Here is a 15751-nt window from a genome sequence, read left to right as displayed (position 1 = left end):
TGATAACTGTTCTTCTGACCTTGAGGCTACCTTTACAGATAGCGTTGCAGATGGAACGTGTCCTAACGCATCTATTATTACAAGAACTTGGTCATTAACTGATGATTGTGATAATACTGCAACATTCGCTCAAACGATTACGGTTCAAGATACAACTGCACCTACATTTAGTGTACCTGCTGATATTACTGTCGAATGTGATGTTGATGTTACTGACTTAACGATTACTGGTGATATTACTGATGAAAATGATAACTGTTCTTCTGACCTTGAGGCTACCTTTACAGATAGCGTTTCAGATGGAACGTGTCCTAATTCTTCTATTATTACAAGAACTTGGTCATTAACTGATGATTGTGATAATACTACAACATTCGTTCAAACGATTACCGTTCAAGATACAACAGCACCTACGTTTAGTGTACCTGCTGATATTACTATCGAATGTGACGTTGATGTTACTGACTTAACTTTAACTGGCGATGCTACTGATGAAGCTGACAACTGCTCTTCTGACCTTGAGGCTACCTATACAGATAGCGTTGCAGATGGAACGTGCCCTAGCTCATCTATCATTACAAGAACTTGGTCATTAACTGATGATTGTGATAACACCACAACATTCGTTCAAACGATTACAGTTCAAGATACAACAGCACCAATGTTTAATGAAACATTACCAATAGACATTGATGCAGAATGTGATGCTGTACCAACAGCAGAAACAATGACTGCTACAGATAATTGTGGAACTGCAGAAGTTACTTTCGAAGAAGAGATTACATACGGATCATGTATGGGTGATTATATAATTGTGCGTATATGGACTGCAACAGACAGCTGTGGAAATGAAGCCGTACATACTCAGATAATTACTGTTCAGGATAATACGGCGCCAACATTGGTTAGTTCATTTAACGATACTATCATTGTGTCTTGTGACGCTATTCCTGAAGTACCAAGTTTAGTGTTTGAAGATTCATGTTCTAATAATATAGATGTATCATTTAATGAAGAATCTAATCAAACTAATGATTTAGAAGACTATAATATCACTAGAACTTGGACCGTTACAGACGATTGTGGGAACCAAGCGCTGTTCACTCAAAATATTACAATTGAAAGAAGTAACATCATTGAAGCGATAGATGTAAATCGATGTATCCTAGATTCAGAATTTGATTTATTTGATTTGTTATCTGGTGACTTTGATATGAATGGAACATGGAGTGTTGATTCTGGAGATGCTACAATTGACGGAAGTCTATTTGATCCTTCTTCTGCTGAAGTTGGTGTCTATACTTTTATGTATTCTATTACAGAAGGTCCATGTCCTACAGAAAAAATAGTAACTGTTACTTTAGATGACGATTGTGTAGTATTAGCTTGTGGTGAGGAAAATGTTGTGATTTCGAAATCAGTAACTGCTAATGGAGATGCATATAATGAGTTCTTTACCATCACAGGGGTTGAAGATTGTGGATTTGTAATAGAACTACAAATATTTAACCGTTGGGGTGCTGAGATTTATAAATCTAATAATTACTTAAACGATTGGAATGGTGAAGCACACGGTTCATCAATAGGAAGTTCTGGAAAAGTCCCAACTGGTACATATTACTATATTATCAATTTAAAAAACAGTGGTTTAGCACCTATTGCAGGTCCTATCTACGTAGCAACAAATTAATTAAAACTTAACCGATGAAGTTATCAAAAATCTTTAGTATTGCGATACTATTATTGAGTGTCTCCTCTGCCTTTGCCCAGCAGCTGCCTCAGTTTACGCAATACATGTTTAATACCATTTCTATTAATCCAGCTTATGCCGGTAGTAGAGAAACACTGAGTGTTGTTGGTTTACATAGAAGTCAGTGGGTTGGTTTAGAAGGAGGACCAGAAACACAAACATTATCTGTGCATGCTCCTTTGCGTAACGAAAACATGGGATTAGGAATTTCCTTTATCAATGATAAATTGGGTTATGAAAATTTTTCATACCTCTACGCAGATTATTCATATACCATCAAAACAAGTGAGACTACTAAATTAGCGTTTGGATTAAAAGGTGGATTTACACATTACACTTTAGATGAAGAACTACTTAATGATCCATCTGTGGTGAATGATCCATTCTTTAATGATGTTTCTAATCGTTGGAGTCCTAATGTTGGTGCTGGTGTATATTTACATTCCCCTCGTTGGTATTTTGGATTATCGGCTCCTAGAATATTAAACACCGATTACAACAAAGGAAAAAATGGCACTTTAGATTATGTTGCTTTAGAACGAATTAGTTATTACGTTACTGCTGGTTATGTTTTTGACCTTAGTGAAAACACAAAACTAAAACCGTCTGCCTTATTAAAAGCGACTAATGGAGCTCCGTTATCTTTCGATGTTTCTGCAAACTTTCTATTCCATGATAAACTTTGGTTAGGAGGAGCATATAGAGTAAATCAAAATGCAGCAGCTCTTGGTGGTATTGCAGATTTCCAAATATCAAAACAATTAAGAATTGGTTATGCTTATGAGTATCCCCTTTCTGATATCAGACCCTACACTAGCGGTACTCACGAAGTATTACTAATGTTTGAAGTCTTTAAAAGTAAACGTATTAAATCGCCTAGATATTTCTAAAAAGCCCTTATTATGAAAATCAAAATATTAGCGCTCGTTATAATTTTAAGCAGTTCGTTCGCATTTGCCCAAACGAAATTAGCCGATAAATTCTTTGAGAATTATGGTTACGTAAAAGCCATTGAATTGTATGAAAAGGCGGTTGAAAAAGGTAAAGGTGATGCTCACGTCTTAACACGATTAGGTGACGCGTATTACAATAATTCTAATTCTGAAAAAGCCGTTTATTGGTATGGAAAAGCATTGTCTGAATATAAAAACATTGAAGCCGAATATATCTATAAGTATATTCAATCACTTAGAAGTATCGGAAACTATGAAGAAGCTGATGTATGGTTTAAAAAACTTAGTGAAGCACAGCAAGGAGACAGTAGATTAAAAGGTTATAATCCTGATGAAATAGATCTATTTGACAAATTAACCTCTAAAAATAATGATGTTGTCGTAACCATAAAAAATTTAGATTTCAACTCTGAAAATTCAGACTTTGGTTCTTTTGTACATAATAACACGTTATATTTTGCTTCAAGTAGAAGTGATGATAATAAAGTGTACAATTGGAACAAAGAACCTTTTTTGGATATCTTTCAAATTGACGTTAAAGATGGTGAAGACGGTACACAATCTTACGGTTCACCAATTCAAATTAATGCAGAGGATATAAATACAAACTATCATGAAGCTTCAATTGCGATTACGAACGATGGTAAAACGATGTATTTTACACGAGATAATACTAGCAAACGTAATAGATTAAAATACGATAAAGATGGTACAACGCACCTTCAAATCTATAAAGCAACATTAGTTGGTGAGCAATGGTCTAAAGTTGAAGCACTACCTTTTAACGACGACTATTTCTCTACAGGTCATCCTACATTAAGTAGAGATAACAAAACTTTATACTTTGTGTCTGATCGCGATGGAGGTATTGGCCAGACTGATATCTATTCTGTTTCAATAAACGATGACGGAACTTACGGTCCACCAGAAAACTTAGGAGATGATATTAATACCGAAGGTCGCGAAATGTTTCCTTTTATAAGTAAAGATAATACCTTCTACTTTTCTTCAGATGGTTATTTAAACTTAGGGTTGTTAGACATTTTTAAATCTAATATCTTAAAAGATGAATCGACCACAGAACCCGTAAATATTGGAGCACCTTTTAATAGTGGTTATGACGATTTTGCTTATTTCATAGATACTGACACTCAGAATGGTTATTTCTCTTCTAACAGACCTGAAGGAAAAGGAAGTGATGATATTTATAGTTATAGCATTACAGAATGTAACCAACAAGTAACAGGAGTCGTTAGAGAAGATAGAACAGACATTATATTAAGTGATGTTAAGGTGCAACTTATTGATGAAACTGGAAAAATTATTGATGAAGTCGTAACTAAAGAAGATGGCGTATATGTCTTTGATATAGAGTGTGACAAACCTTATACTGTCTTAGCTGCTAAACCAGATTATAAAGACACTAAAGAGACCATCACTACAACTAATGAAAATGAAAAAATTAATACATTAGATTTAACGCTTATACCATTAATAAGAGATAATCAAATTGTGATTAACCCAATATTCTTTGATTTTGATAAATCGGATATAAGAACAGATGCCGAATATGAATTAGAAAATATTGTAGATGTATTGCGTAAACATCCTGAGATGATGATTAAAATTGAATCCCATACAGATAGTAGAGGTCGTGATAAATATAACATGAAGTTATCGGATAGACGTGCAAAATCGACTAGAGATTATATTATATCAAGAGGAGTCGATGCTAACAGAATAAAAAGTGCAGAAGGCTTTGGTGAAACAAAACTTTTAAATGGCTGTTCTAATGGTGTAAAATGTTCAGAAGAAGAGCATCAATTAAACAGACGATCGTACTTCTTTATTGTTAATCGTTAATTTAATCTATAAATACAAAATTGAAAAGCAGGCTCTAATGAGCTTGCTTTTTTTTGTTGATCACTATTTAAAATTTACTCCTGTTAATGAGTCAAAAGCAGTTAAAGAAAGTAACTTTGTTAGTGAAATTTTAAAATACAAAATTGAAATACTTAACGCTTTTAACTTTACTCTTATTTACCCTTACAATGTATTCTCAAACATTAAAAGGCTCTGTTTCTGATAGTATTACCAAAGAAAAACTCGCTTATGCTAATTTAGTCATAAAGGGTAAAAATAGTGGCACATATAGCAATGAAGACGGTACTTATAGCTTTAATTTATCTAAAGCTTCAATAAACGACACGTTAGTGGTGTCTTTGATAGGTTATCACCATCAAAGAATTGCTTTAAGGCACTTTCTCGATACTATTGAACACAAGTTAAACTTTCAATTATTACCTAAAATAGAGTCCTTAGTTGAAGTTCTTATCTTAAGTAAAACAAAAATATATAGTAATCATAAGATAACGTTATCTACAGGAAACAGAAAACAAGTATTTCCTACATCTGTTCCTTTTGGTTACGAGACTGCAACCCTAATAAAAAATCAAAAACAGAAAAAAGGAAAGCTAGTTGAACTATATTTAAAATTTAGAGACTCAAGTAGTGAAATTTATAAAACATATCAAACGTTTTACAGAATCGCGTTTTATAATATAAATGATTTAGGATTTCCTGGAGAACTTTTATATTTTGAAAGTATCATTATAAAGCCAGAAAAAGAGACGAAGAATTATAAAATTAATTTAGAAGATAAAGCTATTCCGTTTACTGAAAAAGGAATTTTTGTTGGTATTGAAACCATAAAACCAGACCATGTTGAGCAAAAAGGCTTAATGTATATCACAACTCCAAGCATTCTGCATACACATACAAAAGAAACGCTTAAATACTCGCGTTTTAGATCTAATGATTGGACAAAACACGCTCGAAAATCGGTAACGAAAAAGAAGTTATATGCGGTTCCTTTTATTAGGATTAAAGTGGTTTACGAAAAAGAATAAACGTAATCACCTATTATTGCATGTTACTTAAAGGAAATTAAACCGTAGATTATCGTTTAATAAAGATATTAGTAAAATACCACTTGCCAGCACTATTCTGTTCTGCTGAGACATCAAAATCAGTAAAGTCACCCTCAATATTTTCTCTATGACTAGGACTCGCTATCCACGCATTTACAACTGATTCCGCTGAACTAAAACCATAAGCTACATTTTCTGTTACCAAATTAGCATCTGCATTGGCTTGTAAGCTTTGTTTTCTTAGGAAAAAATTATCGTGAGAAACATTATTAGCTTCAATCATATAATCTGTATGTGTGAATGCTACAGCTTTAACAGTTGCATGATTTTGTAACGGATCTAAACCTTCAGTAATCCTATAAGCATTAATAAGCTCCATAATTTCTATTTCTATCGATTTTGCTATAGGTGCAACAGGAACTTCAATTGAATTTAGGGCTTCATCTTCTGAAGTATCTTTAGCACAAGACGTAAAACTTAAAAGGGCAACAATAGCCAAGATAGGCAAGAGTTTAGCTGCTTTCATAATGTAGGTTATTTAGGTTTGGGACTGCTAAATTAACCGTACAGCTAAGCTAAACTGTTAATAAAATGTTAAAATCGATAAACGACGTGTCATTCATCGAAAATTAATGCAAATCATCGATGAAACGCATTTCTAAAATCAAATTTTATGTTTTTAAGCATGAAATATCTGTATTTCATCGATAAATCAATTCGTCAACTATATCAAGTCTATTATTTCATGAAGTAAACTAATTAAAAGCCCAATATAAAAACAACTATGATACTATTACTAAAAAATCTAAGGCGCCAAACGTTCAATTTTCCAATTGTAATCCTCTTGAAGTTGATATCGGATTCTATCGTGAAGTCTATTAGGTCTGCCCTGCCAAAATTCTAATTCTACAGGTCTAATCATAAAACCGCCCCAGTTTTTAGGGCGTTCTACTTCTTTGCCTTCAAATTTAGTTTCTAATTCTTTTAGTTTCGTTTCTAATTCTTCTCTATTGGCAACCACTTCACTTTGGTTAGAAACAATAGCTCCTAACTGACTTCCTCTTGGTCGCGATTCAAAATAACCGTCACTTAGATTTTCTGAAATTTTTTCAGCTTTACCTTTTATTATAATTTGTCGCTCTGCCGAATGCCAAAAAAACGATAAACACACATTTGGATTTTCTAATATTGCTTTTCCTTTTTCACTATCGTAATTGGTATAGAAAATAAAACCTTCGTGTGTGTATTTTTTAAGCAGCACTACTCTACTCTTTGGGTAACCATCTAAGCCAATAGTAGAAATTGTCATTGCATTAGTTTCATCGACATCAAAATGCGTATCCACTTCTACAAACCAATTTCGGAATAACTCTAAAGGGTTTTCAGGAACGTTATTTAATAATAATTCTCCTTTTTCATACGATTTTCTATAATTACCTATGTCTGCATTCATTACGTATTAATTTTAGATTTTCTGCTTGTATAATTTTTTCTATAGCAATTTTCACTATAAATTTAAGGATTAAAATACATAAATGAAGTTTGAAGACAGTAAATATTCTAAGCTATTAACTTATAAAAAAGAAGAGTTTTCATTTGGTACCATATACGTAACAGAATATTTTTTATTATCAGAGCTTAATGAAGGTATTCATGTAGATCATCATATTGCCAGTGAATTAATTTCTAGATTTAGCGATCACATTATTAAAGGTACTAAAACTGGTTATATTGCCAATCGTTATAATTCGTATTCTTTTGACCCGCAACTTTGGGTAGATTTTAATAATGATTATGATTCTTTTGTGGCTTCTGCAATTGTAACTTACTCCGACTTTAGTTATCTCAATGCGTCTTTAGAGAAACAATTTTTTAGTAAAAGTCTAAAACGCTGTAACAGTTTAGAACAAGCTATAGAATGGATGATGAATTTAAAAGAATTCGAAAATAAGACTAGTCAAAATTAAAAGTCTTACCATCTTTAGATAGTAGCACATTATCAAAAACGGTTTTTGCTTCAGATTTAAATTCCTCGTATCCGTTATAACGTGTTGAATAATGCCCAAGTATTAAAGTTTCTACATTGGCTTTCTTAGCTATAGTAGCAGCTTGTTTTGCTGTACTGTGTTTTGTTGGAATACAAAGGGCTTCATTTTTATCTAAAAAAGTCGATTCGTGATATAAAACTGTACAGTCTTTTATAATAGGAATTATATCTTCATTGTAAACCGTATCACTACAAAACGCATAACTTTTTGATGGTATCGGATCTTTAGTTACTTTTTTATTGCTGATTAAAACACCGTCTTCATTTTCAACATCAAACCCCTGCTTTAATTTTCTGAAATAGGCCTTGTCAATATTAGCTTCAGTCACTAAATTTATGTCTAGCTTTCGTTCATTTTCCTTCTCTTTAAAGAGAAATCCGTTGGTGTAAATACGATGTTTTAATGGAATTGTAAAAACTTCAACTTTATCATCTTCGTAAATTAACTCTGATTCCTTTGAATTTAATTCATGAAAAATAAGCGGATATTTCGTCCAACTCGCAGATAATTTCATTTGAAGTAAAATCACCTCCTTTAGGCCTTTTGGAGCATAAATATGAAGTTCTGTTTCTCGAGTTAAAAGACTAAAGGTATTCACCAAACCAATCAAACCAAAATAATGGTCACCATGAAGGTGGGAAATAAAAACATGCTTAATCCTCGAAAACTTAACCTTATTCCGTCTTAATTCTACTTGTGTACCTTCTCCGCAATCTATTAAAAACATATTGTTTTTAATCTCTAAAATTTGAGCAGTTGGATTGCTATTAATACTTGGAGTGGCACTATGACAGCCGAGAATGGTTAATTTCATTAAATATGAAGTTGTTGGTTGCTAAATTGTAAAATCGATATGGTTAATCGACAAACCTCTCAACAACTAACGTTTTTTTTTAGAAGTCTAAATCGCGTTCAATATCTTCCATTTCAATAATATCGAATGCTTCTTGCATCGTTGGCACGACCACTATTTCATCTGGCATTTCGTTTAAATCTACTTTTTCTGACACCAATACAAATGATTTCTTATCATTACGGTGCGTATTACTAATTCGTAAAAACTCAATAATATCTTGTAACGAAATTTTATTTAAACTCGTAAGATTAATAACAAGGTGAGTCTTTTTATAGGTAACGTAATCTGCTTCAATTTTTTTAACTAAATCAATAATTGAAATCTTTTCTTGAGTAATAATGGTAGTGTTACCATCTCTATCTATAATCATAAGTTATTGTTTTATTTTAGAAGCTAATAAATAAATGACTGCCATCCTAACGGCGACTCCATTTTCTACTTGATTTAAGATAATGGCTTGTTTAGAATCGGCAACATCACTTGTAATTTCTACTCCTCTATTTATAGGTCCAGGATGCATAATTACAATCTCTTTATCTAAGCTATCTAATAGTTCTTTATTAACACCAAATTGTTGTGTATATTCTCTAGTTGAAGGAAAATAACTAATATCCATACGCTCATTCTGTACTCTGAGCATATTAGCAACATCGCACCATTCTAAGGCTTTTTTTAGATTGGTTTCTACCTTCACACCTAAATCCTTAATGTATTTAGGTAATAACGTTTTAGGGCCGCATACCATCACATTGGCTCCTTGTAATTGTAAGGCATAAATGTTTGAAAGTGCTACACGACTATGTAAAATATCACCTACAATAACCACATTTTTTCCTTTAACGCTTCCTAATTTCTCTCTAATTGAATACGAATCCAATAAGGCTTGTGTTGGATGTTCATGTGCGCCATCACCCGCATTAATAATACTTGCATTAACATGTTTTGAAAGAAATACACCTGCTCCTGGATTAGGATGGCGCATCACTACCATATCTACTTTCATAGATAAAATATTATTAACCGTATCTATAAGTGTTTCCCCTTTTTTAACGGACGACTGTGATGCTGAAAAATTAATAACATCGGCAGATAATCGTTTTTCTGCTAATTCGAACGATAGTTTGGTACGTGTAGAATTTTCGAAAAACAGATTGGCAATAGTGATATCTCTAAGTGATGGTACTTTTTTAATGGGTCTATTAATAACCTCTTTAAACTGATCTGCAGTTTCAAAAATAAGGTCGATATCTTGTTTGGTCAGATATTTAATTCCTAATAAGTGATTGACACTTAATTCGCTCATTTTGTTTTACTTTAATTAGCTTTTGGCTATTAGCTATTTGTCTTTAGCTATTCCTTTTTTATTTTTCAGACTCAATTTCAAATTCGAGTTCAATTTCATCTTCTTACTTATCCACCAAATAAACGGCATCTTCGCCTTCATTCTCAACCCACTTTACTATTACCTTTTGGTTATCGATGGCATCTACTTGTCGTCCTCTATAATTAGGCTGAATAGGCAAATGTCTACTAAAACGTCTATCAATTAAGGTTAATAACTCGATGTCTTTTGGTCTTCCAAAGGATTGAATTGCTGTAAGTGCAGATCTGATACTTCGACCTGTATATAAAACATCGTCTATAAAAACTACGTTTTTGTCTTCAACAATAAAATCTATAATAGTGGTGTTGGCTTCTAATGGTTTGTCTCCTCTTCTAAAGTCATCTCTAAAAAAAGTGATATCTAAATGACCAAGTTGAATGTTCTTTATCTTATAATCGTCGGTTAGAATATGCGCTAATCGATCGGCTAAAAATTTTCCTCTTGGCTGAATTCCAATTAAAACAGTTTCAGAAAAGTCATCGTGATTTTCAATGAGTTGACACGCCAATCTGTGAAGAATAATATTGACTTCCTTTGAGTTAAGTAGTACTTTGTGACTCATATAGTTTCCAAACGTTGTTGGTTTACAAAGTTAGGATAAAATTTGTGGTTTGCAATAGCTTTTCTCTCAAAGACAATTCCAGAAAAGAAATAAATAGAGGCAGTATTGAGTTTATGTTTTAGCCTTAAATGAATATAATGTTTAAAATGAAAACATTTGAGCATAACTAAAATGGAGCTTCACAATTAAAACTAACCCACTCTCGTTTTTTTGGATGCTCAAAACTTAATGTTTCAGCATGAAGGTGTAAACGGTTTGCTAGCATACCATATAAATCGTCTCCTACTATTGGAGAGTTTAAACCTTTGTGATGCGCGGCATGCACACGTAATTGATGTGTTCTTCCTGAGATTGGATAAAAATGGATTCTCGTTTTGTTATCCTTAACCTCAACAACTTCATAATTTGTGGTTGCTTTTTTACCGTGTTCATAACACACTAATTGTCTTGGTCTATTATTTAAATCCACGCGAAGTGGTAGATCTATCGTTCCTTTTGTTGAATCTAAAATTCCATCTAAAACCGCTACATAGCGTTTTTTAACGGTTCGATTAATAAACTGTTTTTGAAGGTGTTTATGAGTTCTTTCATTTTTGGCTACGACTAATAAACCAGAAGTAGACATATCTAAACGGTGTAATAATAAAGGACCTGTGGCTTCAGGTAAATACGTTTTTATACGTGTTAAAACAGAATCTTTGATGGTTTTTCCTGGTACTGATAAGAACTCATGTGGTTTATTGAGTACTAAAAGCACATCGTCTTCATAGATAATATCTAGTTCTCCTTTAAATACACCTGCAGATTCAATTGGGTTAGGTTCTACATCCAAACCTTGCATCATGTGTCCTAAAATAGGTTCGCATCGTCCACGACAAGATGGATAAAATTGTCCATGACGACGCACTTCTGTGTTTGGTGAAATTCCCCACCAAAATTCGGCCATAGCAACGGGTTTTAAATTATTTTCAAAAGCATATTGAAATAATTTAGGAGCTGCGCATTCACCTGCAGCTGCTGGTGGTTGTCCTAAATCTGTAGCTTTAAAAATATCTATTAAATCTTTTCTATCTCTTCTTGCATTTAAGAAACGATACTGCTCATGAATTTGTTTCTGTAAACTTGCCGAGAGCGTTTTTCGTTCTAGTTTTAAAGTTTCAATAGGTTGCTTTAATTCCGCTAAAGTATGTTCTGCCTTTTCAAGTTCAGAATCTAACTTTAGTTTTAAGTATTTTAAATCAATATTACTTTGAATACTTTGATGTTTCAAGGTTTCAAAAAAGACATCTTTCTCTTTGATTGTAAGTTTATCCTCTGCCTCTACCCTTTGTTGTTTTCTGATTTGTTTTTCAGCTTTTGCTTTCTTTTTAAAATCTTTGAGCTCTTGGATGGTTTTAAGCTTTGTATGTTTTAAATTTAATTGAGCATTTTCTAATTCTGGGTTTTGTTCTAATCTTTCAATGTCAGCAGTCAGACGATTTAAATGCATTTCATTTGGCTTGTAAAAACCGTCTTTTTTTAAGGTATCATAAACTGGTGGCACAAATCCTTTTAAATGGTTGCTCTCTGCTAATTTGCCTGAAAACGCACTGATGTAACCTATTTGACCTTCAGTAGTCTTAACAATCATAACACCAAACATCTTCCCGATTTCTAAACCTTTCTCGGTGTCTTCTAAACCAAAATTATGTTTAAAATCTGTTTGCGTATTTAGATACGTTTTAACCTCATCTGCAGCAGCAATACAAAGTGGATGCGGAGTGTAATAAAACGGAAAGGTAAATTGTTCCGGAAGCGTTTCCGAAGGATTAAATTCTATGGGATGAAAACATCCGTTTTCCGTATGAAACATGTGGCTTTTATTGATTTGTAAAGAAACGAAAATCTTTGATTTCAATTAGAAGGATTTCTAAAATTTTTGGAATTATATTGAGATTCATTTGATTTGAAAAACTTCTGGATGTTTCTTTTTATCTAAAAGCTTTAGAGATAAAAATCACTCGAAGTGACAAAAGTTTTTTTTACTTTGGCATCATAATTGGAATTACAGATTTATAACCAATAAAAACACAAGATTATGAAAAGACTTCTACTATTATCTGTCCTTGTTACGGTACTTATATCTTGTAGTGCCAAAAAACAAATTGAAAGCGCCATTAGTCATGGAAATTATGACCAGGCTATTTCTGAAGCTTTAGAAAAATTAGAAAACAATAAAGATAAAAAAAGTAAGCAAGATTATATTGTGATGCTCGAGGAGGCTTATAATAAAGTTTTAGATGAGGATTTACAAACCATAAAACATCTGAAAAAAGATGGTAATCCAGAGCAATACAAAACCATTTATAATATGTATTCGGATTTAGAAGCTAGGCAAACTGCAATAAAACGCGTAATGCCTTTACAGGTAAATGGAAAAACTATAAACTTTAAATTTAAAGATTACAGTACAGAACTTGTAGAGTATAGATATAAAACTTCTGATTATTTAATTAATCAAGGTATAGCACTTTTAGATTCTAACGATAAGTATAATGCTAGAGAAGCACATGATATCTTTAGTTATATAGAGCGTATAAATCCAAATTTTGAAGAAAACAGAAGCTTAATTACAGAAGCACATCAAAAAGGAATGGATTATATACATGTCTCCATACAAAACCAGACGCAACAAATTATTCCGCAACAATTAGAAGCTGAACTATTAGATTTCAATACCTATGGATTAAATCAATTTTGGACGACATACCATGCTAGTACCGATAAATCGATAGATTATGATTTTGCAATGCAGTTACAATTGAAGCAAATAAATGTATCTCCAGAACGTATTAATGAACGTCAAGAATTAAGAGAACAAGACATAGTGGACGGTTGGGAATACCAATTAGACAGAGCCGGAAATGTAAAAAAGGATAGTCTTGGTAACGATATAAAGATCGATAAAATCGTAAAAGTAAAGGCACGATTTTTAGAAGTTATACAGACCAAATCAGCTCAAGTTATAGCAAATGTTGTTTATACCGATTTAAAACAGAATCAAACCATTGATACGTTTACCATAGATAGTGGTTTTATTTTCGAAAATGTATTTGGAACCTATAAAGGAGATAAAAGGGCTTTAAATAAAAACGATAGAAGCTTGATTAACCAAAGACAAATTCAGTTTCCATCTGATGAGCAAATGGTATTTGACACGGGTGAAGATTTAAAGCTACAACTTAAAAATATTATTAGTTCTTATAGTGTTAGAAGAGGTTAAAATCTTTATAATTTTAAGAGTAAAGAACTCCTACCGCAAGTAGGAGTTTTTTCTTATATCTATTTTTAATTAAAAACAATGTACTTAAAGATTAATGAAATCGAGTTTTGATAAAGAAAAAACAGATAACGTCTATAAAAAAAACAACCCAAAATAATACTGTACAATTGGAAAAAATAAGATTAGATTTTATACCTACTGTTTTTAAACGTTTTTACCTGTCATTTAGGCTGTTAAAACCTCTAGAATAATTAAAAAATTGTAATTTTGTATAGTATTAAGTTCAAAATATTCATTATTGTATCTATAAATAAGTATCATATCCCTAATTTATAATAGACTTAAAGTGTAAGCGTACGCCTAGTAAAATAAGAAAACCACCTATTTTGCTGTAATCATAACATTAAAACAAATTACACTTAATCGATGTTTTTTAACTTTTTATCGATTTTTTAGTTTGATTTTAATTTTTTACTTTATATATTTGGCCCTCCCTCATTAATGAATAATATTAATTTATTTTATTAATTCAACCAATTGAATAAAAAAGTCTTAGGACATTATAATTTAAGTTATTAACAATAACCTATTGCTCTTATGAAACAAAGTTACACCTTGTTAATCCAATTTTTAATTGCTTTAACCCTTTCCGCAAGCTTAACTGCGCAAAACGAGTTTATTACAACTTGGAAAACGGATAATCCTGGTACTTCGAACGCGACTTCTATAACGATACCGACTGCTGCCTCAGGTTATAATTATGATGTAGACTGGGAAAATGACGGAACTTGGGACGATTTCGGTGTAACTGGAGACATTACTCATGACTATGGTATAATTGGCACTCGTACTGTTGCAATTAGAGGAACTTTTCCCAGAATTTATTTTAATAATTCTGGTGATAGACAAAAACTTCTTGAAGTTAATCAATGGGGAACTATTGCATGGAGTACTATGACTCGAGCTTTCGCTGGTTGCGAGAATTTAAAAATATCTGCTCCCGATGCACCAAATCTTACATTTGTAACAAACTTAATTCAGATGTTTCAAAATGCAACATATTTATTAGGAGATATAAGTGGCTGGAATGTTTCTAATATTACTAACATGTCTAACATGTTTGATAATGCAACTTTTTTTGATGGAGATTTGAGTAGCTGGGATGTTTCTGCCGTTACTAATATGAATAACATGCTTAGGAATGTTACTCTCTCAACTACTAATTATGAGAATATTCTAATCGGTTGGAACAGTCAAACTTTGCAAAACGGAGTTAGTTTTCATGGTGGTAATAGTCAATATTGCTCTGTTGCCGCTACAAATGCAAGAGCTAATATCATGGCTAGTGATAGTTGGATCATTACTGATGGAGGTACAATTCCACCAACAGCTGCATGTATTGTTACGCCTTTTACGTTGTACCTAAATGCAAGTGGAAATGCTACCTTAGATCCTAATGATGTAGATAATGGATCAATACTTAATTGTGCAGGTACACTCGGTTTAAGTTTATCCAAGACCGCTTTTACCTGTGCAAACTTAGGAAGTAATTCTGTTACCCTAACTGTTGATGATGGTAATGGCAATACTGATACTTGTACAGCTACTGTTGAGGTTGTTGACAATATTAACCCTACTGCGTCTAATCCTGCAGATATTAACGTACAATGCTTAGGTGATGTACCTGCTGCAGATATTACTGTAGTGACAGATGAAGCCGATAACTGTGGAACACCTACAGTTGCTTTTGTGAGTCAAACTGCTAACCCTGCTATTAACAACGGAACCATTACTAGAACATATTCCGTAACGGATGCGAGTGGAAATTCTATTAACGTTTCTCAAGATATTAACATCCTTGATAATACAGATCCTACAGCATCTAATCCTGCTGATATTAACGTACAATGCTTAGGTGATGTACCTGCTACTGACATTACAGTAGTGACAGATGAAGCGGATAACTGTGGAACACCTACAGTTGCTTTTGTGAGTCAAACTGCTAA

The 15751-nt window shown here is 32.6% G+C and carries 14 protein-coding genes; 7 read left to right on the top strand and 7 right to left on the bottom strand.

Annotated features, from left to right (window positions below; translation table 11 throughout):
* From BLT80_RS19485 to BLT80_RS19470, 4 genes are all read left to right on the top strand, one after another.
* The coding region (locus BLT80_RS19485) for a T9SS type B sorting domain-containing protein (protein WP_139181115.1) at positions 1-1690 on the top strand (1690 nt) is incomplete at its 5' end.
* A gap of 14 nt (positions 1691-1704) precedes the next feature.
* Complete coding sequence (locus BLT80_RS19480; protein WP_092471163.1) at positions 1705-2640, top strand: PorP/SprF family type IX secretion system membrane protein; 936 nt, start codon at positions 1705-1707, stop codon at positions 2638-2640.
* 12 nt (positions 2641-2652) lie between these two features.
* Positions 2653-4566 (top strand): OmpA family protein, encoded by a 1914-nt coding sequence (locus tag BLT80_RS19475; protein ID WP_092471161.1) that lies wholly within the window; start codon positions 2653-2655, stop codon positions 4564-4566.
* A gap of 143 nt (positions 4567-4709) precedes the next feature.
* A complete protein-coding gene (locus BLT80_RS19470) occupies positions 4710-5612 on the top strand; it encodes a carboxypeptidase-like regulatory domain-containing protein (protein WP_139181114.1) in 903 nt (300 codons plus the stop codon).
* Positions 5613-5661: 49 nt separating this feature from the next.
* Here the strand turns inward: BLT80_RS19470 and BLT80_RS19465 are convergent, their stop codons facing one another.
* Both BLT80_RS19465 and pdxH read right to left on the bottom strand, forming a co-directional pair.
* Positions 5662-6159 carry a CAP domain-containing protein gene (locus BLT80_RS19465; protein WP_092471157.1) on the bottom strand — a complete coding sequence of 166 codons (498 nt, stop codon included), beginning with the start codon at positions 6157-6159 and terminating at the stop codon, positions 5662-5664.
* Between the two features lie 279 nt (positions 6160-6438).
* Positions 6439-7086 carry a pyridoxamine 5'-phosphate oxidase gene (pdxH, locus tag BLT80_RS19460; RefSeq protein WP_092471155.1) on the bottom strand — a complete coding sequence of 216 codons (648 nt, stop codon included), beginning with the start codon at positions 7084-7086 and terminating at the stop codon, positions 6439-6441.
* Between the two features lie 82 nt (positions 7087-7168).
* Between pdxH and BLT80_RS19455 the strand changes: the two genes are divergently transcribed.
* The gene (locus tag BLT80_RS19455) at positions 7169-7600 is read left to right on the top strand and encodes a hypothetical protein (protein WP_092471153.1); all 432 of its coding nucleotides are present in this window, start codon (positions 7169-7171) and stop codon (positions 7598-7600) included.
* On the opposite strand, the gene BLT80_RS19450 is transcribed toward BLT80_RS19455, so the two are convergent.
* The 5 genes from BLT80_RS19450 to BLT80_RS19430 form a co-directional block, all read right to left on the bottom strand.
* Entirely contained in the window at positions 7587-8495 is a 909-nt protein-coding gene (locus BLT80_RS19450) for a ribonuclease Z (RefSeq protein WP_092471151.1), read from the bottom strand. The genes BLT80_RS19455 and BLT80_RS19450 overlap by 14 nt on opposite strands.
* A 79-nt stretch (positions 8496-8574) precedes the next feature.
* The gene (locus tag BLT80_RS19445) at positions 8575-8907 is read right to left on the bottom strand and encodes a ribonuclease Z (RefSeq protein WP_092471149.1); all 333 of its coding nucleotides are present in this window, start codon (positions 8905-8907) and stop codon (positions 8575-8577) included.
* Between the two features lie 3 nt (positions 8908-8910).
* Complete coding sequence (locus tag BLT80_RS19440) at positions 8911-9840, bottom strand: aspartate carbamoyltransferase catalytic subunit (protein ID WP_092471147.1); 930 nt, start codon at positions 9838-9840, stop codon at positions 8911-8913.
* Between the two features lie 103 nt (positions 9841-9943).
* Positions 9944-10483, bottom strand: a complete 540-nt coding sequence (gene pyrR / locus BLT80_RS19435; protein WP_092471145.1) for a bifunctional pyr operon transcriptional regulator/uracil phosphoribosyltransferase PyrR — start codon at positions 10481-10483, stop codon at positions 9944-9946.
* Positions 10484-10649: 166 nt separating this feature from the next.
* On the bottom strand, positions 10650-12335 hold the full coding sequence (locus BLT80_RS19430) for an RluA family pseudouridine synthase (RefSeq protein WP_092471143.1): 1686 nt from the start codon (positions 12333-12335) through the stop codon (positions 10650-10652).
* 225 nt (positions 12336-12560) lie between these two features.
* On the opposite strand from BLT80_RS19430, the gene BLT80_RS19425 reads away from it, so the two are divergent.
* Together BLT80_RS19425 and BLT80_RS19420 are read left to right on the top strand one after the other, a co-directional pair.
* Positions 12561-13745, top strand: coding sequence for a hypothetical protein (locus BLT80_RS19425; RefSeq protein ID WP_245710308.1), 1185 nt, complete (start codon positions 12561-12563; stop codon positions 13743-13745).
* Positions 13746-14342: 597 nt separating this feature from the next.
* Positions 14343-15751: BspA family leucine-rich repeat surface protein (locus BLT80_RS19420; protein WP_139181113.1), on the top strand; the 1409-nt coding region annotated here is incomplete at its 3' end.

Origin of the sequence: Winogradskyella thalassocola (assembly GCF_900099995.1) — a bacterium.
In the GTDB taxonomy this organism is placed as follows: domain Bacteria; phylum Bacteroidota; class Bacteroidia; order Flavobacteriales; family Flavobacteriaceae; genus Winogradskyella; species Winogradskyella thalassocola.
Note: the sequence above shows the minus strand (reverse complement) of the source record. Positions and strands in the feature narration are given on the sequence as shown.